General features: G+C 69.1%; 22 protein-coding genes. 8 read left to right on the forward strand and 14 right to left on the reverse strand.

What is annotated here, in order from left to right; all coding sequences use genetic code 11:
* The 6 genes from ACFXMF_RS19530 to ACFXMF_RS19555 all read right to left on the reverse strand — a co-directional run.
* Positions 1-589 (reverse strand): ferredoxin reductase (locus ACFXMF_RS19530; protein ID WP_380020698.1); only part of this gene is annotated, 589 nt, incomplete at its 3' end.
* A 431-nt stretch (positions 590-1,020) separates the two neighbouring features.
* On the reverse strand, positions 1,021-1,887 hold the full coding sequence (locus ACFXMF_RS19535; RefSeq protein ID WP_379989041.1) for an alpha/beta fold hydrolase: 867 nt from the start codon (positions 1,885-1,887) through the stop codon (positions 1,021-1,023).
* A 50-nt stretch (positions 1,888-1,937) separates the two neighbouring features.
* The gene (locus tag ACFXMF_RS19540) at positions 1,938-2,813 is read right to left on the reverse strand and encodes a VOC family protein (RefSeq protein WP_360313470.1); all 876 of its coding nucleotides are present in this window, start codon (positions 2,811-2,813) and stop codon (positions 1,938-1,940) included.
* 21 nt (positions 2,814-2,834) lie between these two features.
* Positions 2,835-3,371 (reverse strand): aromatic-ring-hydroxylating dioxygenase subunit beta, encoded by a 537-nt coding sequence (locus tag ACFXMF_RS19545; RefSeq protein WP_360313468.1) that lies wholly within the window; start codon positions 3,369-3,371, stop codon positions 2,835-2,837.
* Positions 3,364-4,659: a Rieske 2Fe-2S domain-containing protein gene (locus ACFXMF_RS19550; protein ID WP_360313466.1), complete on the reverse strand. Its 1,296-nt coding sequence runs from the start codon at positions 4,657-4,659 to the stop codon at positions 3,364-3,366. Before ACFXMF_RS19550 ends, ACFXMF_RS19545 begins: the two co-directional genes overlap by 8 nt.
* A gap of 36 nt (positions 4,660-4,695) precedes the next feature.
* Complete coding sequence (locus tag ACFXMF_RS19555) at positions 4,696-5,010, reverse strand: hypothetical protein (RefSeq protein ID WP_379989042.1); 315 nt, start codon at positions 5,008-5,010, stop codon at positions 4,696-4,698.
* Positions 5,011-5,313: 303 nt separating this feature from the next.
* Between ACFXMF_RS19555 and ACFXMF_RS19560 the strand changes: the two genes are divergently transcribed.
* The 3 genes from ACFXMF_RS19560 (at position 5,314) to ACFXMF_RS19570 (ending at position 7,419) form a co-directional block, all read left to right on the forward strand.
* The gene (locus tag ACFXMF_RS19560; RefSeq protein ID WP_360313463.1) at positions 5,314-6,177 is read left to right on the forward strand and encodes a helix-turn-helix transcriptional regulator; all 864 of its coding nucleotides are present in this window, start codon (positions 5,314-5,316) and stop codon (positions 6,175-6,177) included.
* A 120-nt stretch (positions 6,178-6,297) separates the two neighbouring features.
* Positions 6,298-6,627 carry a S8 family serine peptidase gene (locus ACFXMF_RS19565; protein WP_379989069.1) on the forward strand — a complete coding sequence of 110 codons (330 nt, stop codon included), beginning with the start codon at positions 6,298-6,300 and terminating at the stop codon, positions 6,625-6,627.
* Between the two features lie 585 nt (positions 6,628-7,212).
* Complete coding sequence (locus ACFXMF_RS19570) at positions 7,213-7,419, forward strand: hypothetical protein (RefSeq protein ID WP_360313461.1); 207 nt, start codon at positions 7,213-7,215, stop codon at positions 7,417-7,419.
* A 130-nt stretch (positions 7,420-7,549) separates the two neighbouring features.
* Here ACFXMF_RS19570 and dmpG read toward each other — a convergent pair whose 3' ends face one another.
* From dmpG to ACFXMF_RS19585, 3 genes are read right to left on the reverse strand one after another with little or no spacing between them, the layout of a single operon-like run.
* Positions 7,550-8,554, reverse strand: a complete 1,005-nt coding sequence (dmpG, locus tag ACFXMF_RS19575; protein WP_360313459.1) for a 4-hydroxy-2-oxovalerate aldolase — start codon at positions 8,552-8,554, stop codon at positions 7,550-7,552.
* Positions 8,551-9,552: an acetaldehyde dehydrogenase (acetylating) gene (locus ACFXMF_RS19580; protein ID WP_360313457.1), complete on the reverse strand. Its 1,002-nt coding sequence runs from the start codon at positions 9,550-9,552 to the stop codon at positions 8,551-8,553. The genes dmpG and ACFXMF_RS19580 overlap by 4 nt, the downstream gene beginning before the upstream one ends.
* Positions 9,549-10,373, reverse strand: coding sequence for a 2-keto-4-pentenoate hydratase (locus ACFXMF_RS19585; protein WP_379989043.1), 825 nt, complete (start codon positions 10,371-10,373; stop codon positions 9,549-9,551). The genes ACFXMF_RS19580 and ACFXMF_RS19585 overlap by 4 nt, the downstream gene beginning before the upstream one ends.
* Before the next feature lie 69 nt (positions 10,374-10,442).
* On the opposite strand from ACFXMF_RS19585, the gene ACFXMF_RS19590 reads away from it, so the two are divergent.
* Together ACFXMF_RS19590 and ACFXMF_RS19595 are read left to right on the forward strand one after the other, a co-directional pair.
* Positions 10,443-11,204 carry an IclR family transcriptional regulator gene (locus ACFXMF_RS19590; RefSeq protein ID WP_379989044.1) on the forward strand — a complete coding sequence of 254 codons (762 nt, stop codon included), beginning with the start codon at positions 10,443-10,445 and terminating at the stop codon, positions 11,202-11,204.
* Between the two features lie 273 nt (positions 11,205-11,477).
* Positions 11,478-11,939 carry a Tn3 family transposase gene (locus ACFXMF_RS19595; RefSeq protein WP_379989046.1) on the forward strand — a complete coding sequence of 154 codons (462 nt, stop codon included), beginning with the start codon at positions 11,478-11,480 and terminating at the stop codon, positions 11,937-11,939.
* Between the two features lie 219 nt (positions 11,940-12,158).
* Here ACFXMF_RS19595 and ACFXMF_RS19600 read toward each other — a convergent pair whose 3' ends face one another.
* Complete coding sequence (locus ACFXMF_RS19600; protein WP_360313449.1) at positions 12,159-13,127, reverse strand: NAD(P)-dependent oxidoreductase; 969 nt, start codon at positions 13,125-13,127, stop codon at positions 12,159-12,161.
* Positions 13,128-13,141: 14 nt separating this feature from the next.
* Between ACFXMF_RS19600 and ACFXMF_RS19605 the strand changes: the two genes are divergently transcribed.
* Positions 13,142-13,699, forward strand: coding sequence for a CGNR zinc finger domain-containing protein (locus ACFXMF_RS19605; protein ID WP_379989047.1), 558 nt, complete (start codon positions 13,142-13,144; stop codon positions 13,697-13,699).
* Between the two features lie 242 nt (positions 13,700-13,941).
* Here ACFXMF_RS19605 and ACFXMF_RS19610 read toward each other — a convergent pair whose 3' ends face one another.
* Positions 13,942-14,235 carry a DUF1330 domain-containing protein gene (locus tag ACFXMF_RS19610; protein ID WP_379989048.1) on the reverse strand — a complete coding sequence of 98 codons (294 nt, stop codon included), beginning with the start codon at positions 14,233-14,235 and terminating at the stop codon, positions 13,942-13,944.
* A 188-nt stretch (positions 14,236-14,423) separates the two neighbouring features.
* Here ACFXMF_RS19610 and ACFXMF_RS19615 point away from each other — a divergent pair, with 188 nt between their 5' ends.
* Both ACFXMF_RS19615 and ACFXMF_RS19620 read left to right on the forward strand, forming a co-directional pair.
* A complete protein-coding gene (locus ACFXMF_RS19615) occupies positions 14,424-15,326 on the forward strand; it encodes a LysR family transcriptional regulator (RefSeq protein ID WP_379989049.1) in 903 nt (300 codons plus the stop codon).
* A gap of 645 nt (positions 15,327-15,971) precedes the next feature.
* Entirely contained in the window at positions 15,972-16,181 is a 210-nt protein-coding gene (locus ACFXMF_RS19620; RefSeq protein ID WP_379989050.1) for a hypothetical protein, read from the forward strand.
* A gap of 96 nt (positions 16,182-16,277) precedes the next feature.
* Here ACFXMF_RS19620 and ACFXMF_RS19625 read toward each other — a convergent pair whose 3' ends face one another.
* From ACFXMF_RS19625 to ACFXMF_RS19635, 3 genes are all read right to left on the reverse strand, one after another.
* A complete protein-coding gene (locus tag ACFXMF_RS19625) occupies positions 16,278-17,024 on the reverse strand; it encodes an HAD family phosphatase (protein WP_360315300.1) in 747 nt (248 codons plus the stop codon).
* A gap of 328 nt (positions 17,025-17,352) precedes the next feature.
* On the reverse strand, positions 17,353-17,589 hold the full coding sequence (locus ACFXMF_RS19630; protein WP_379989051.1) for a hypothetical protein: 237 nt from the start codon (positions 17,587-17,589) through the stop codon (positions 17,353-17,355).
* 258 nt (positions 17,590-17,847) lie between these two features.
* Entirely contained in the window at positions 17,848-18,513 is a 666-nt protein-coding gene (locus ACFXMF_RS19635; RefSeq protein WP_379989052.1) for a ScbR family autoregulator-binding transcription factor, read from the reverse strand.
* Between the last annotated feature and the right edge of the window lie 82 nt (positions 18,514-18,595).

Genomic DNA, 18,595 nt, shown 5'->3' on the forward strand with positions numbered 1-18,595 from the left:
AGGAACGACCCTCCCCGGCGCCGTGGCGCGAGCCCGGGCCACAGGTGTAGATCGCGGTGTCTTGGCAGGGGTCACCGAGTGCCGTGTCGAGGTCCATCGGCCCGGCCTCGTCGGCGGGATGCACGTGCACCCGCGAGGAGTCGAGCTCGTCGAGGAACGCCATCGAGGCCCGGCTGCGGCCGCCGTAGGTGAGCTTCCAGTCCAGTCCTCGGTACTCCGCGTCCCGAATCATCGGTATCAGCGGGGTGATGCCGATGCCGCCGGCCACGAAGCGGATGCGCGAAGGCGGGTCGAACGGGAAGTGGTTGCGAGGACCCGCCACGTCGATCAGTGCGCCGACGCGCAACCGGTCGTGGATGAACCGGGAACCGCCTCGGCCATCGGCCTCCCGCAGGACGCCGATGCGGTAGGACTTCCGGTCGTCCGGGTCACCGCACAGCGAATACTGCCGGACCGAGCCGTCGCCGACCGTCAGGTCGATGTGTGCCCCCGGTTGCCATCCGGGCAGGTCCTGCCCGATCGGATCCACCAGGATGAGGGAGACGACCCCCGCAGCCTCCCATCGGATCTGTCTCACCAACAACTGCATGATTCTTTCCTCCATTTCCCTGCTCAGAAGGTCACACCGATGGGATCGAGCCGCCGTCGACACGCAATGCGGTGCCGGTGATACAGCCCGCGCGAACTCGCCGATAAGGCAACCGCCGCCGCGTACTCGGGGGGATCTCCGCAGCGGCCCGGCGGGATGGAGACGATCCTCGCCCGGGCGGCAGCGTCTGCGGAGATGCCCTCACGCTCCGCGCGGGAAGCATCCAGCCGGGGGATACGGGGAGTGTCGATCCGGCCCGGCACCACGACGTCGGCGGTGACGCCGTGGGGAGCCGCTTCCCGCGCGCGAGCCTTGTTCCATCCGATCAGGGTCGACCGGAGCGCGTTCGGGAGCCTGCGGTCGAGGGCCGCGTAACTACGCCGCCGGACAGGTCCCGCGGTGTCGCCACAGAGGTGGTCGGATGCGGTGGTTCAGGCGAGGAGGAACTCGGTGACGACCGAGTCGTGTTCCTCGGGCTTCTCCCACTGCGGCCAGTGGCCGGCGTCCGCGATGCAGGCGTACTGCGCGTCGGGGATGAGCGAGGCGAGCTTGCGGCCGAACTCCGGACCGGTGCCGGGGTTGTGGTCGCTCCAGAGCACCAGGGTCGACTGTCGGATCCGGCCGAGCATCTGCGGGGTGATGCGGTGTGGAGAGTCGGACCGGAAGCTGTTCTGCATGACGTTCGTAAGGCCCTCGCGGGTTTCGGGGCGCTGGTAGAAGAACTGCCGCAGCGTGACGAGTTCCTCGGTGACGCGGTCCGGCTCGGCCATCAGCCACTCGAGCCGTTTGCGGACCGTCTCGCGGGTCGGGTCGCCGATCGCGGCGAGCGAGCGCGCCCGAAGGGCGTCGCCGGCCGCGAGCCGCTCCGGCGTGACGCGCCCATCCTCGACCTCGGCGCCGGCGGTCGTGTTGAGGATGATCTTTCCGACGCGGTCGGGGTAGTGCAGTGCCGCCCACATGCTCACCCAGCCACCCAGGGACTCGCCTTCGAGGTGGGCGGTGTCGGCACCGATCGAGTCCATCAGGTCGATGAGCTGTTCGGCGTAGGTCGGCACCATCTCGGTGGTGAACGGTCGGCCCGAGGAGAAGCCGTGCCACAGCAGGTCGATGGCGATGACGTGGAAATGCTTGCTCAACCGCATGATGTTGCGGCTGTACGCCTCGGCGTGGCCGCCGTTCCCGTGCATGAGGATGAGCGGCTCCCCCTCGCCGGCCTCGATGACACGGGTCTTGAACTCCTTGCCTCGGTACCCGATCGAGGCACCGACCAGGTCGTTCCACATGCTGTTCACGGACATCGGTCCGCCTCTCTTGCTGCGAGAACTCGACGATCGACCCGTCGAGTCGGTCAGTAACGCTGGTGTCCCCACACCTTGTCGCCGGTGTGGTTGGTGGAAATGTGCGTCGCGGGGTCGATCAGCAGACCGCCTGCGCCGTACTCGAGCCTGAAGCCGGACGGCGTCTCGAGGTAGGAAGAGATCATCCGGTCGTTGACGTGCCGACCGAGTCCGACCACCGGCTTGGCACCCGAGGCGTATACGCGATCCAGCGCTCGGCCGACCATGTCGATGTGCGTCGGCTCGAGCATCAGGTGGCTGACCGAGGGCGCCGCAGGGTCACCCTGGATCAGGGCGAGGCTGTGATGGCGCTCGTTGACGTGCAGAAAGTTGATCAGCCGCGGCGGCGCGATCAGGTAGTCACTGAGCCCGAATCCGAGGACGTCGCGGTAGAACTCGTTGCAGGCATCGAACTCGACGGTGCGGAGCACGATGTGGCCCACCCCGAGCGTGCCGGCGACGAACTCCACTCCCGCGGGTGAGTGGAACGGATCCGGATCGGCGCTCGGACCCCAGTAGAACTCCACCCGGTTGCCGTCCGGATCGTGGCTGCTGTAAAGCTCCGCGACCCCACGGTGTCGAGCCACCTGCGGCGTCTCCTCGACCACGTCGAAGCCGTGCGTCGTGAGATGGTCGACCAGCGCCGCGAGTGCGTCATGTGACGCGGTCTCCCAGCCGAGGTACGCGAGTCCCTCCTCGGCGCCTGCCGCGACGGCGATCCGCCACGAGCGCTCGTCCATGCGAAGGCGCAGTTCCGTCTCGGCCGCGTCGGCCGTGGATACGTCTTGGAGTCCGAGAATGCCTGTGCCGAATGTTCGCCAGTCCTCGAGTCGGGCGCTGGTGAATCCGACGTAACCGAGCGCGCGAATATATCGGTCCTGTTTCATGACGGGTCCCCTATCCAACGATCAGACGATGTCGGTCATGTCATAGGGCTGCACGTCGGCGTCGAGAACCACCGCGTGGCGGAGGATCTCGAAGCCCTCGCCCTTCCCGGCCAGGAGGTCGTCGTACGTGCCGGCGGCGTGGACCCGGGAGTGTCCGTCGAGGCCGGTGCGAACCAACACCACACTCGCCTTCACGTTGAGAGTGCCGTCGCTCTCGACGAAGACGCGCAGGTTGCCGATCAGATGGACTCGGGGCTTCCGCTGCATGCGCCAGTACCCGGACACGTAGGCCGCACGGACCTGAAGCGCGACGATCCCGCGCTCCTTCGTCAGGTACAGGCCCGTGTCGGTGTTCTCCCGATCCGTCACGGAGTACTCGGCGTTCTTGTGGAAAAGCCCCAGCCAGTCGCGGTAACGGTCCTCGTCCAGGCACGCCGCCCAATCGGCGTAGAAGGCACGCACCCGTTCCAGCAGGGCCGGGTCGTATGTGCGAGTGCCACTGGTCGGCGCCGTCGGCGGCTGCAGCACCTCATGCTCGAATACTTGCTGCTCACTCATGGACGAACCCCTTTTCCAACACGATGGGCTCTTCGTTGATGTAGGAATTCCAGAGCTTGTGGAAGCACCGCAGCGAGTACTCGTCGAACTTGTCGCCGACCTTGCCCGGCTTGAGACCGCGGCCCATGTGGGAGGTCTCGAGGCTGGTGCCCTGCAGTCCGCTCTGAGCGCGTACCGCCGCCTCGAGGTCGTCGGCGGTGATCTTGCCCCAGGAGCCCTGGGAATCGGCGCCGGTCTCCAGGCGGCGCCGGCGCTCCGCCGCCGACTCGCCGACCTTGCCCAGCACGATGAGTTCCACGACCGTGCTGTCCAGGCCGAGGGGAGTCGCAACCTCCAGGAAGATGCTGCTGCCGTCGGCGTCGTACTGCAGGTCGAAGTTCGGGAAGACCGCGAAGATCGTGTTGCCGTGACGGACGTCCCGCTCCCACGCCGCCAGTCGGGCTTCCTGTTCCTGGGCGGTATGGCCGCGACTGGCGGAGTCCTCGACCGTCAGCGTGAGGTTCTCACCCAGTTCGGCGGACAGGCCGGCGGCGTACTTCTCGATGTTGAAGCCGCCGTACGCCGGGAACGTCAGCATCGAGTGGCCGCTGGCCAGCTCGTAATTCTTGCCGGGTTGCATACCGCCGCGGCCGTCGGCAATCATGCGGTGCAGGAACTGCGGGTGATAGTTGTCCCGGAAGTTGTCGGTCCACAGCTTCCAATTGCCCGGGTAGTCCCATCGGGCACGACCGATGACCTCGGTGCCGTCCATGAATTCCCGGAGGTACCGCGCCGCCTCGCCCAGATAATCCTCGAAGTTCTCGACGGCCGGGTCGATGGCGGCGAAAACGAGTCCGGCGAACTCCGCGACCTTGACCGGTGTCAAGCCGTACTCGGATTTGTCGAGGCCCTCACCATAGGCCCGCGGGAACGGCACCCCGACGAGGTCGCCTTTGTCGCTGAAAGTCCAGGCGTGATACATGCACTTCACCGAACCCGGGCACGTGCCCTTGGCGCCGAGGAGTACCTCGACGCCGCGGTGGGTGCATGCGTTGTGGAAACCGCGAATGACCCCGTCGGTGCCGCGCCACACCGCAACCGGTTCTCCGGCGATCCTGGCCGTCCGGTAGCTGCCCGCCTCGGGGAGCTCGGAGGTATGGCAAATGAGCTGCCAGGTACGCCGGAAGATCTTGACCCGCTCCTCCTCGTAGAGGCCGGGATCGGTGTAGTTCCTCCGGGGCACGAGCATGGGCGAGGTGCGCGTGTGCTCGTCGACGGGTGGCGTCGGATGTTCTGCCTGCGCGGTCATGGGTTTGTCTCCCTTCGAGACAGTCGCATCGGGCTGTCACACATGTCCGAACCTCGCCGGGGCATCCGCGAGCGACGGTCCGGCCTCGAGCTCGAATGCGAGGTGGTTCGGCCGAGAACGAACTGCGGAGCGTGCGTCGAGCAGTTCGAGATCGTGGTGGGTGTTGCCGTTCGTGTAAGAGAACCCGCGTTCGCCTTGGCGATGGTGCACGCCCGCACCCGCGATATCGCGATTGAAAGCGCTGACGTTCACGAGATTCACCCGGAGCAGGTCGACGTGTCCGAGCCGCCGCGCACGAAAATGCGACGAACGGTCCAGGCTGTGCCCGAGGGTTTCTGCGATTGATGTCATGTGTGCTCACTTCAAGATCTCGCTCGGCGAAGACGGTGCTGTTTCCTTGCGCCGAGGATCCGGGACGGATTCGATCGTTCTGTGGTCGCGTAGACCGCGGTCGGTGCCCGGATCTCGTGTGCAGACAGATCTCGTCAGTTCAGGCGCCGAGGCGGTTGTGGTGCCGCACCGGAATCACCGGAAACTGGGTGGCTTTAGTGTGGCGGGAATTGCCCGCCGCGTGGCAGAGCCGGTCGTTACGCGGTCCAAGTAACGCGTACTGGCAGTACGTGTTCGGCCATCGCGGGCGTACAGTTTCGGACCATGGCAGCCGAAGACAGTGACCTGGGAGGTTTCCTCCGCTCCCGCCGTGCACGCGTGAACCCGACAAGCTTCAACGGTGCGACCGGCATCGGGCGGCGAGTACCCGGGCTCCGACGGGAAGAGGTGGCCGCGCTCGCCGGCATCAGCGTCGAGTACTACGCCCGCCTGGAACGCGGTCAGAAAGTGCGTGTCTCCGAGGCCGTCCTGGGCGCCATCGCGCGCGCCCTCGGCCTCAACGATCTCGAGGCCACGCACCTCCACGACCTCGCGCACTCCGTGGAGAAGATTCCGACGGCCGCCAGGGCACAGGATCACCACGGCGATGCCGTACGCCCGGCACTACAGGTGATCACCGATGCGCTCGGTCCGCTGCCGGCGTGGATCACCAACTACCGCATGGACTTCCTTGCCGGGAACCGCGAGGCCCGCGCGGTCTACGCGCCCCTGTTCACCAACCCCGAAGACAAGGGCAACCGGGCACGCTTCATCTTCCTCAACCCGGTCAGCCGAGCCTTCGAGTGCCGATGGGAGCGTGTCGCCGACGAGACAGTGGGAGCGCTCCGGTGGTACGCCACACGTCATCCCGACGATCTCGAACTCTCCAAGCTCATCCTCGATCTCAACTTGCGCAGCCCGGAGTTCAGGTCCCGCTGGGACGATCACAACATCGTCCACCATCGCTCGGGAGACGTGCATGTGAACCATCCGGCCATCGGTGACCTCAAGCTCCCCTACGAGCGCCTCGACGTCACACACGACCCGGGCTTGAGCCTGTTCATCCACGTGGTGGAAGCCGGTTCGACCCTCGCACGAAGGCTCGCCGCCTTGGTTGCCGACGGCTTCCCGGCATCCCCGGGAGTGTAGGTCGCGGACAGGCACGGCATCGGGTCCTCACCTCGATGCACGGGACGTCTTCGTGCGGATCACTCTCTCGGCGTCGCGACATCGAGTCGGGCCGACGCGCGACGCCCCCGCCGAGGCCGCATTTCACACGGAGGATTCGACACCGCCTCGCTCGAATCCGCCGCCCGACACGCCCTGCACCAGGGAAAGTTGATCATCGTCGCGAGCGGAAACGCCGGACGGGGAAGGGAGACCGTCGGCTACCCGGGTTCGTGTCCTGCGGTGGTTGCCGTCGCAGGCGTCGAGAGCACCGGCGACGGGACAGGCAGGACCGAGGCCCGGGACGTCGCGACACACGGCGCCGAAGTCGCACTCGGCGCGCCCGCCGCACCCGCACCCGCACCCGCACAGGCGATTCCGGTCGCGTGCGATCGGATTGCGGGTTGTGCACGCGGTGTCGATGCCGGGTGATTCGCCGGCTACGGTGGGGGCGGCGGCGTCTGCGCGCCCCGGGGGTTGTGATGGCCGAGCTCCGTCCGCCGTGGGACGCGCCGCGGGTGCCGCTACTCGCCGCGCGTGGCGATGTCGGGGATCTGGTGCGGATCGGACGGTTGGCGCGGAACTGGCGGCGGCGCGACATGGGTTCGATCGTGGGTTGCTCCGCGTCGGGGGTCTCCCGGTTGGAGTCGGGCGCGTCTACGGGCGTAAACGGACTCCCGGTTGGAGTCGGGCGGCGGGGACCGGGCGAACGCCCTGGAGCTGATGGCCGACGCATCCCCACACCCCGGCGCGACGTCGGCCCCGGGCGGGCGCCCTCGCACACGCCGCGGTCCCGTCCCGGCGCGGCCACGCCGTCGCCCGGGCCCGGCGGCCGGGCAGCCCAGCGGGGCACACCGACACACGGCGTCGCATCCGCGGGGACGACAGGCACGGCCGTGGCCCGCCGCCCCCACGAAGCACAAGGAGTCCTCGTGATGGAAACCCTGAGTGTCGTACATGCCGGAATGACCACACCGGGCGAGAAGACATCCCTCTCCGCGGCGGACCGACCCGACGATGACCACCCACCGCGCGGACATCGAACGGGACGCGCTGCGGGCGCTGGACACCAACACCGAGCCGTACCTGGCGATCATCACCCACGTCGTCGGCCGATCCATCCCGGTCGGGTGGTGTCGGCGCGCCCGACGCGGCCTCGCCCGCGAACACCGCGTCCAGCCGCTCGCGGTGACGCGGGCGATCCCGTCACGCAGGTTCTTGTAGTCCTGCACGGTGGTCACGGTGTCACCGCGCGATGTCCCGGAAGTCCCCGGTAACGTCCGTCCGTCGGCGCGTGTACCTTGCGAACACCGTTGCGCACCTTCGGTTTCGCGCTCCGGGGCCGTGCGGGCCGTCAGGCGGACAGGGTCAGGGCGATGTCGACGATCATGTCCTCCTGGCCGCCCACCAAACCTCGCCGGCCGCACTCCATGAGGAGGTCGCGCACGTCCACGCCGTAGCGCGCGGAGGCGGCTTCGGCATGGCGCAGGAAGGACGAGTAGACGCCCGCGTAGCCCAGGGTGAGGGTTTCGCGATCGACCCGGACCGGGCGGTCCTGGAGCGGACGGACCAGGTCGTCGGCCGCGTCCTGGAGGGCGAACAGGTCACAGCCGTGGGCGAAGCCGGACAGGTCGGCGACCGCGATGAACGCCTCCAGCGGGCAGTTTCCGGCGCCCGCACCGTGCCCGGCCAGCGAGGCGTCCACGCGGAAGCAGCCGTTCTCCACCGCGACCACCGAATTTGCCACCGAGAGCGAGAGGTTCTCGTGGGCGTGGATCCCGATCTCGGTCTCCGGCCGCAGCACGTCCCGATACGCCCGCACCCGGGCGGCGACGTCGTTCATGGTGAGCCGGCCGCCGGAGTCGGTGACGTAGACGCAGTGCGCGCCGTACGACTCCATCAGCCGGGCCTGTTCGGCAAGTGCCTCCGGCGGGGCCATGTGCGAGAGCATCAGGAATCCGGAGACGTCCATGCCGAGTTCGCGCGCCGCGGCGATGTGCTGCGCGGAGATGTCGGCCTCGGTGCAGTGCGTGGCGACGCGGACCGAGCGGACCCCCAGGTCGTAGGCGCGTCGCAGGTCGTGGATGGTGCCGACGCCGGGCAGCAGCAGGGTGGTCAGTCGGGCGCGCTCCAGCACGGAGGCGGCGGCTTCGATCCAGGCCCAGTCGCTGTGTGAGCCGGGGCCGTAGTTGAGCGAGCCGCCGGCGAGGCCGTCGCCGTGCGCCACTTCGATGGCGTCCACACCGGCCCGGTCGAGGGCGGCGACGATTCGCGCGACGTCCGCAGGGGTGATCCGGTGCCGGACGGCGTGCATGCCGTCCCGCAGGGTGACGTCCTGGACGAGGATCGGGGTGCTCACGAGGCGGCCTCCACGTGCCGGCGGGTGGTGCCGCGGCCGTTGTCGGCGTCCGGGCCGCGGGCCGCGTCGCGGGCCGCCATCCGTTCGCCGACGCGGAGCGCGGCCGAGGTCATGATGTCGAGGTTTCCGGCGTAGGCGGGCAGGTAGTGGGCGGCGCCCTCGACCTCCAGGAATACCGAGACCTGGTGGGTGGGGCGGTCCGTGCCAAAAGCCAGCAGGGTCTCCACCGGTAGGTCGGCGGGGACGGGGGTCACCTGGACCTCCTGCTTGAGCCGGTAGCCGGGCACGTATTCGGCGACGGCGGCGACCATCGTGGCCACCGACTCCCGGATCTCCTCCACCGTGTCGGGGCCGGGCGCGTGGACCAGCGCCAGAACGGTGTCGCGCATGATCAGCGGGGGCTCGGCGGGGTTGAGGACGATGATCGCCTTGCCGCGCCGGGCGCCGCCGACCTCGACGATCGCGGCCGAGGTGGTCTCGGTGAACTCGTCGATGTTGGCGCGCGTGCCCGGTCCGGCGGACTTCGAGGCGATGGAGGCCACGATCTCGGCGTAGGCGACCGGGGCCACTGCGCCGATCGCCGCGACCACCGGAATGGTGGCCTGGCCGCCGCAGGTGACCATGTTGACGTTGTCGGCGTCGAGATGCTGTTCGAGGTTGACCGCAGGGACGACGTACGGTCCCAGCGCCGCGGGCGTGAGGTCGATCAGCCGCTTGCCGTACGGCCGCAGCCGGGCCGCGTTGTGGACGTGCGCCTTGGCCGAGGTGGCGTCGAAGACGATCCCGATCTCGTCGAATCCGGGCATCGCGATCAGCCCCTCGACCCCGTCGTGGGTGGTCGGTACGCCGAGCCGGCGGGCCCGGGCCAGGCCGTCGGAGTCGGCGTCGATGCCGACCATCGCACCCATCTCCAGGTGTTCGGCGGTGCGCAGCACCTTGATCATCAAATCGGTGCCGATGTTGCCCGATCCGATGACGGCGACCTTGGTCCTGGTCATGAACCCTCCTCGTCGAAGTCCGGGCCGAAGTCGATCGCGACCGCGCCGAGCCCGGTGATGTCGGCGCGGACGTTGTCCCCGGGCGCCACGGGGTGCATCGGCCCCAGCGCTCCGGAGAGCACGAGTTGCCCGGCGCGCAGCGGATCGCCGAGGTCGCGGGCCTGCCGGGCCAGCCAGGCCACCGCCTCGATCGGGTCGCCCAGGCAGGCGGCGCCGGTGCCGGCGGAGACCACCTCTCCCCCGGCCGTCATGGTCATCCGCACCTCGCGCGGCACGAGTTCGTCGAGGCTCTTGCGGACCGTGCCCAGGACGTACGCGCCCGACGAGGCGTTGTCGGCCACGGTGTCGGCGAAGCGGATGTCCCAGTCGCGCACCCGGCTGCCGCAGATCTCCAGGGCCGCGACCGCGTAGTCGATGGCATCACGCACCTGGTCGAGGCCGAGCGGCCCGTCGGCGAGATCGGCGCCCAGTACGAATGCCACCTCCGCCTCGACCCGGGGTTGCAGCACCGTGCGGTACGGGATCACCTGGCCGTCGGCGTGGCCCATGTCGTCGAAGAGCACTCCGAAGTCGGGCCGGTCGACGCCCAGTTGCCGCTGGACGGCGGTGGAGGTGAGGCCGATCTTGCGGCCGACGACCCGGGCGCCGCGGGCCAGCCGGTCGGCGACGACGCGACGCTGGACGCCGTACGCCGCGGCCAGGTCGCCCGGACCGATGAGGTCGCGGACCGGGGCGCAGGGAATGCCGGTCTCGGCGGCCTCGAGCAGCCGTTCGGCGGCGGCTCGCACCGCGTCTTCGTCGTAGGGGGAAGTACTGGTCATGCCGGCATCGTCGCGGCCGCCGAGAGGCCACCACAATCGAAGCGTCTCGCTCAGCGATACACTGGGCGGATGCCCGCCGCCCCCGACCGCAACAGCGTCCTGAGCAAGGCGACCGCCATCCTGGAGGCGTTCACCGTCCACGACCGCGCCGTCCCGCTCGCGGAGTTGGTGCGCCGTACGGGCCTGCACAAGGCCACCGTGCACCGGCTCACCGGGGAGTTGGTGGCGCTGCGACTGCTGGACCGGCTGCCGGGGGGCTATCGGCTCAGCGGCGCCTTGTTCGAGCTCGGCATGCGGGCATCGGTCGAACGCGGATTGCTCGAATTGGCCATGCCGTTCCTCCAGGACCTGTACGAACGCACCCACGAGATCGTCCACCTCGGCGTGCGCGAGGGCACCGACGTCGTGTACATCGCCAAGATCGGCGGACATCGCCAGGCGCGCAGCCCCTCCCGGGTCGGCGGCCGGATGCCGATGCACTGCACCGCGATCGGCAAGGCGCTGCTCGCGTACGGCGACGACGACCTGCGGCGCACCGTGCTCGCCGGGCCGCCGGAGCGGCGCACCCCACACACCGTGGTCGCGCCGGGGCTGCTGTGCCGGCAGTTGCACGCCGTGCTGGAAAACGGCGTCGCGTTCGAGTACGAGGAGTCCGCAGTCGGCCTGGTGTGCGTGGCCGCGCCCGTCCTGGGCCCGGACGACGAACCCATCGCGGCGATCAGCGTGGCCGGGCCCAGCCCCCGCTTCCGCCCCGAGACCCACATTGCCGCGCTACGCGCTGCGGCAACCGCCTTGGGCGGCGTCCTCGCGCGCCGGGGCGCGCTGTCCTGACCCGTACCTGCCCGCAATCCGCCCGGGACGGCGGACCGTACGGAATTCGGACGGTCCGCCCCGGGCGGATGGGACGCACTCGGGGACCCTTGGGCGCGGCTGGTGTTCAGACGTTCCGGACGAAGCCCGCGACGAGCCGGTCGAATTGGGACACCAGCGGCGGGATGGTGGCGATCGTGCGCCGGTATGGCGAGCCGTGGATCAAGGTCTCGCCCGGCCGAAGCAGGAGGAGCCCGAGTACGTGGCCGCGATCAAATCCGAGATCGAGCGGCGTTGGGGAACGATCGATCTCTTGGATATCCTCGACACGCCGAGTTCCTGTCCGAGTTCACCTCGGTGGCAACCCGGGAGAACCTGCCGCGTGCCGTACTGCGCCGCTGGCTGCTGGTGCTGTTCGGGCTGGGGACGAGCATGGGCATCGAACGGGTGGCGGTGACCGGCAGGCACGGCGAGTCGGAGTCGACGCTGCGGCGGGTGCGGCACGTGTTCGTCAACCGGGCGAACCCGTGCGCGGGGTTGGTGAGGCTGGTGAACGCCACGTTCGCCGTCCGGAACGAGTCGTGGTGGGGCACCGGGGCCGCGGGGGTGTCCGACCGCCGCAGGTTCGGGTCCTGGTCCTCGAACCTGATGACCCGGTGGCACCAGCTGTACTACGGCCCCGGGGTGCTCATCCACTGGCACGTCGAGCGCAAGTCGGTGTGCGTGTACTCGCAGCTCGGCACGGTCACGCCGTGACGGTGACCGGGTATCACCACGCTCATCGGCAGCGGAATCAAAAGGGCCGTCGATCAACTGATTGCTGCCGCTCCGATCCCGGCCCGGGGACCCCACCCCCGCTGCGTTGCCAATCGACCGTCGATTTCGGACTGGACGGCCATGAGCGCAACAAGGCGGAGCGCCGCCGGCTCCTTGGGCCAGGGGCGCCGTTCTTCGATGGAGACCACAGGGTCTCGCCTATCGACGCTGCTGCTGCGCGATGGAGGCCCAGTCGTCCTCGCCGTGTCCGGCGGCGATGGCTTGCTCGAAGACCCCACGCAGCAGCTCACCCGTGGGCAGCGGGACGTCGTGTTCCTGCGCCGCAGCAAGGGCGAGGTGGAGGTCCTTGCGACCGAGGACGGTCGTGAACCCGGCCGGCCGGTAGCGGCGCTCGGCGATCAGCGCGCCATAGGAGGAGTACACCGGACCCGGGAACAGCGTCGAGGTCAGCAGCTCCACGAGGTGCCCGGAATCCACCCCGGTGCTCTCGGCGAGACTGATCGCCTCACCGAGGGATTGGATCGAACAGGCAATGAGGTAGTTGCCGAGGATCTTGACGAGGTTGGCCTGTTCCGGCTGGTCACCGAGGCGCCAGGTGCGGGAGCCGATCACGTTGAAGAACGGCTGCACCCGGTCGATCAGGGCGGGGGCGCCCGCGGCGAGAACATTGAGGGCCCCGGCTTCGGCGACGGGCACCCTGCCGAAAACCGGGGCCGCGACATAGCCGACACCGTGCTCGGCATGGATTTCGGCGGCACGACGGGCCAAGCGCGTACTCACCGTTGCCAGGTTGACGTGAACAGTGCCGGCCGGAGTGTCGGCGAGGACGCCGGGGTCGAGAAGGGTCTGGGCAACGGCCTGGTCGTTCGAGAGAACCGAGAAGACCACCGGTGCCTGGAGCGCATCGGAGACGGAAGCTGCTCGTCGGGCACCGGCGGCGACCAGCTCGTCCGCGGGCCCGTCGGAGCGGTTCCATACGGTGACCTCGTGGCCGGCCCGCAAGAGGTTGCGTGCGATGGGACGTCCCATCGCACCGAGGCCGATGACGGCGACGTCGCTCATGCGAATCTCCCCTTCGTTGAACCGTCTGAGACGGTTCAGATTCTGGCATGGGGATACGATCGTGTCGAACCGGCTGAGACGGTTCACTGGAGTGTTGATGGTCACGATGGAGGTCCGACATGAGCAAGGAAGCGCGGCGAGCCTTCCGGCTGGACAACGAGGTCCTGGCGTTCCGCTTCACCGCGACGGTCAGCGATCGCGCGAGCGACACTCCCGTGGAACGACTGCACGACCCCGCCCGGTTGGGGCTGTGGCTGGACGTCAACGGACTTGGCACAGGCAGCGAACTCACCTCGGCCGAACTGAGCCGGGCCCTTGAACTCCGTGAGACCATCTACCGAATCGGCGCCGCAACCGCACAGCGAACCAGCCCTGACGCCTCCGACATCGACACGATCAATGCCTCGGCCGCCGCTGGACACGCCACCATCGCCCTTGAAGGTGGCAACGCCCACTGGCGCCTGACCGAGACGGCTCCCGTCGCCGATGCCCTGGGCGTCTTGGCCAATGATGCGATCCAGGCCATCGGAGGCCCCCATCGCAGCCACATCAAGACCTGCGAGGGCTCCGGGTGTGCCGGCCTCTTCCTCGACACCAGCCGTGGAGCGAACCGCCGCTGGTGCTCCATGAACACCTGCGGCAACAAAGTCAAGAAGTCCCGCCTCGCCGCACGCTAGGCGCGGGCTCGCCGGGTTCGTACTCGCGCGAGCCTCGGCAGGGCTCGCGGACGGCACCATCCGCGAGGACGTCGGGCACCTGGACCGGATGCGGGCCTGGTTGGGTCGGCCGCCGTGGGATATGGAGCCAGCCGACGCCGACGGATGGTTCGGGAAGGTGCTGCGGGGTTCGCCGAGCGGCACCCGCCCGGCTCGCGCTCAGGCGCTGACCCCGGATGCTCCGCGACGGCCGGGCCCGCCGGTCAGTCGATGCTGTCGATGATGCGGAAGTCGCGCTCGACGCCGGCGGGGAGGGCCACCAGGGCCTTCTGGTATGCCTCGCTCTCGTATGCCGCGACGGCCTGTTCGAAGCTGTCGAACTCGATCAGGACGACGCGTTGCGTGATTCCGGCCTCGTGGGCGACGACTCGACTGCCGAGGGACAGGGTGCGCCCGCCCCCGGCCCGGACAGCCGGACCGGCCAGCTTGTCGTAGGCGGTCAGCGCCTCAGGGTCGGAAATGGCGGGGTAGACACTGACCCAGTAGCCCTTGGCCATGGAAACCTCCTGTGTTCGGCCGGACGCGTCCGACTTCGAATCGACACTCGGATCGATCGATCCCGCCGACCGGTACTGCGGTCGGTTGAATCGTCATATGCGCAGGTTAGGGCTCGATGTGCCATCGAGGGAAAGACCGGTGCGGTATAGACTCAGAACGGATCGTTATCAATCGGCAGGGAGGGCACGTGGCGCCGGATACGGTGAGCCTGCGCTACTTCCTGGTGCTGGCCCAGGAGTTGAACTTCACCCGCGCGGCCGCACGGATCGGAATCGCACAGCCCGCACTCAGCGCCCGGATGCGCCGATTGGAGGCGGAACTCGGTACGGCCCTGCTGGTCCGCAACACGCGTAGCGTCGTATTGACCACGGCCGGTGCGGCTTTGGCGGAGTCCGCGCCGCCCGCGCTGGCGGCACTGGACCGGGCGTGGGACACCGCCCGGAGCGCGGCGGCCGGTGAACTGGGCACGCTGCGCATCGGATACAGCCTCAGCACCGGGGCCGAGACGGCACCGGCCCTGGTGGACAGGCTCATTCGCGGCAACAGCGGACTCGAGGTCGGCGCGGTCCCGATGGCGACACCGGAGATCTCCCCCGCGGTCGCCGACGGCCGCATCGATGCCGGGATCACCCGCGGCGAACAGCCGGGCCGTGGTGTGCGCCGGTTCCTGCTGCGGCGTGAGCGCGTGGGGGTCCAGCTGGCGCAGCACCATCCGTTGGCCGAACACCCGGAGATCGAGATCGCCGAAGCGGCCACGTATCCGCTGCGACTCCCGGACCGTACGGCCAACCCCGTGATCCACGATCAGCTGTCCGCACTGTTCCGGGACGCCCGACCGCACCCCCGATTCCACACGCCCGCAGTCTCGTTCGACATGTCTCAGCGCGACCTGTGCGACGGGGTCACCCTCGCCCCGGCCGGCGAAGCCGCGGCCACGGCACAACCGGCCGATCTCACCTGGCGACCGCTGCGGGGCGCGCCCGGCCTGACGATCCACCTGGTCCTCCCACGCGAGCAGTCGCCACTACACCGCCGCATCCGTGACGTCGCCAAAACCCTGGCGCACGAGCTGCACTGGCTGCCGGACTGACGCGCAAGAAACAAAGCGAGACGGACGCCTGCGGTGGCGAGGCCGAAGACCCTGCGCCCGGCGGACTTCGCGGTGATGACGACGACTGCGGTCTTGCCGAATGTCCGACAACGACCTCGCTACGCCGGCGGGTCGGCATCCGATGATGGCCACGGGTCCGGTCCCCGAGTCGTACACCGCGGCGAAGACCACGAACTTGCCCAACGGACCCTTGGATGTCAGTCAGGCAAGTTCGCTCCGGAGTACTTGCCTGACTTGCCTGACTTGCCTGACCCCTGCCGGGCACCCTGGATGATTGATCAGGACGAGGAACCATCGCTCTCAGGCTCGGGCACCTCGCCCTGGTCGTCGCGACGCGACCTCGTTCGACGCAGTTCGACTGCCGGGGTAATTGCAGAGCTCAGAGCACTGCGGACGCCGGCAACCACCGAGAGGACATCCGCCACAGCGGGTCCCATCGGACAGAGTGCTCCGGCCTCTCGAAAAAGCCATGGCGAGGCTATGGACCACCGGAGGCGTGTCCGCCATCGCCATGAGCCAATTCCGTGCCGGGCCAACGCGATTCGTGCGCGGCACGTGCTCGAAGTTCGGTCTACCGGCAGCCGACGTAAGTCCTGACGTCGACGGGCCGAGGAAGCCGTCCGCGTGAGCGCTCCCTTGGGAGTGGGCGTTCCGCTTACGGCTCATGATGCCCCGGCACCTCTCCGCCCTTCTCCCGAACGCGGCCAACTCTTCGACCAGATCCTCTGGTTCGGAGAAGGCTTCTGCCGCGCGCACGCGGTCTCGTTCGCGGTGCCCGCCTTGCAGAGCGCGTGGCTCATGGTCGGCCACCCCGCGGCGCTGTACGCGGGGTAGCTCGAGCATGACCCGGGGATGTGGCCGCGCCGGGAAGCGGTCGGTCCTGCCGCGCCGGGCGGCGCCGTCGGGCGCGTCGGCGCTACCGCCGCGTGGTCACCGCGCCACGGCGGCTGCGGTTGCCCGGATTGCCCCGCCGGCCGCCGGTACGTACGACTCCGGCAGGCTCTCGCGGGTCGTGGCCCAGTGGAGGAGGTCGGCGTCGGCCAGCGTGGGCACCCACAGGTCGACGAGCGCCAGTTCCTCGTCGCGAGGGTCGGGACCCACACCCAGGACGCGCAGGCCCGCACGCGTCGCGGAGAGGATGCCGCAGTACGAGTCCTCCACCGCCAGGGTCACGGCGGGAGCGGCGCCGCAGGCTCGGGTGGCCGCGAGGTAGAGGTCCGGGTCGGGCTTGGGGCGAAGGTCCCCGTCCGGGACCAGGATGTCGACGAAGCGCGGGAGCAGTCCGGCGTGGGACAGCCCCGACTCCACCACGTCACGGGGACAGTTGCTCGCCACGGCAAGGGGTGCGAAGTGCGAGACCAGGCCCACGAATTCGGTCGCTCCGGGAATCGTCACGGGATCGGCCGCGACCAACTTGCGGAAGTGGTCGAGGAGTTGCTCCGTCACTTGGTCGGCACGGTCGGCCGACAGGCCCGCCACTTCGGACATGACCCGTCCGCATTCGGTGAAATGCAAACCTTTGGTGCGTTCGCCGAAGTCGCTCGGAGTCGTGACGCCGTATCCGCGAAGGACGAGTTCGCGCGCCTCCACCCAGTGGCATTCGCTGTCCATCAGGGTTCCGTCGCAGTCGAAAACGATGGCCGCCGGGGTCCAGGAGAGAAGGGAGTTGCCTGTCATCGATGAGCCGTCCGATCGAGAGGAGCGGGCCCCGAAGGCGCCCGCGCGAAGTCCAGAGGCGGCGGTGCGGGCACGTTCCTCCGAAGGGGCTCCCGCGTACGACGCCGGCCCGAAACATAACGATCATTACGCTAAGTCGAATACGCTTTGTATTCAAATATCCACATTGCGTCAGCGTGTCGCGGGTCGGCGTCGGCCTACCGGCCCCGGCCCCGGCCCCGGCCCCGGCCCCGATGCGAGCCGTCGAGCATGCGCGACACCGAGCGTTCCATCGCCTCGCGGGTGGCCGGGTCACCGAAAGCCGGCCCGTCCCCGAACCGGGTCATCGTCACATCGCCCCGTGCGACGCCGATGCCGGCAACGCGCCGAGGTCGAGGCGGCACCACGGGCGGACGTCGGCGTGCATGGTGCGGCGCATCATCCGCAGGGCCGCTCGGGCCGGTTCGGCGTCGATGTGGTCGACGGCGTCCTGTGCCACCGCCACCCGAAAACGTCGGATGTGGGCGTCGCACCGGGTCGCGGACTCCAGCGGGGTCTGATGGAAGTCCTTCCGGGAGCGCGGCATCACGGTCGACCGAGTCGCCCCCGGAACGGTGTGGACCCCGCTGATTCCCGCGACGTACCCCCGGGAACGGGATCACCTCCTTCGGACAACGGACTCCCGTGGGCCGCGCCGCGCACCCGGAAGAGATCGCGGCCTCCACGTGTTTCCTCGCGTCGAACCGGCTCTCCGGCTACTACTCGGGAGAGGTCCCGGCGGCCATCGGAGGAGGGACGTTGCCCGGCCGAACCGGGCACCGGCCCCACAACCCGTGATCCCCGGCTATTCGGCCTCCACGCGAATCCTCGGTGCGGCTTCGCCCTCGGCGGCGCCCGTCGCGCCGGCCAGGGCCTCCTCCGCGCGCCCCGGATCGGCAAGCAGGGCGGGCAGGAGCAGGCGCCACAGATCGGTCAGGTCGTCCTCGATGTCGGCACGGCCGGAGAGCGCGTCGGAGACGGTGTGCATACCGAAGAAGGCGTGGATGATCGAGCGGGCGGCCGCCGCCGGATCGACGCGCTCCGCCAACTCGCCCTCCTTCCGCGCCCGATCCAACAGCGCGCGGGCGTGGGCGATCCAGCCCACGAAGGGAGTCGGCAGTATCGCGTCGATGGCGTAGCGTTCTCCCCACAGCCGCGCTCCGCCGCGGACCACCGGATCGTCGCGATAGGCCCGGGCCACCGCGAAGCTCAGCCGCACCAGGCCCTCCAACGCGGGCGCGTCCGCCGGGCTTTGCCGTTCGATCAGCTCCGGCCAAGTGGCGAAGTGCGCCTCGACGACCGCGCGGGCGAGGGCGTCCTTGTTGGAGAAGTGGAAATAGATGGCGCCGCTGGTGAGCCCGGACGCGTTGCCGATGTCACTGATGCTCGTCCCGGCGAAGCCCCGCTCGTGGAACAGACGTGCCGCCGTCTCCAAAAGGGATTGGCGAGTCGTTCCTGCCCGTGCCTGCACGTGCCACCTCCGGCTCGGATATCTGCGTGGAAACTGGTGCTGTCGCGGCTCGTGTCCGCGGATGCCCGACGCCACACGACAG

Source organism: Embleya sp. NPDC059213 (genome assembly GCF_042754445.1).
Lineage (GTDB): Bacteria > Actinomycetota > Actinomycetes > Streptomycetales > Streptomycetaceae > Embleya.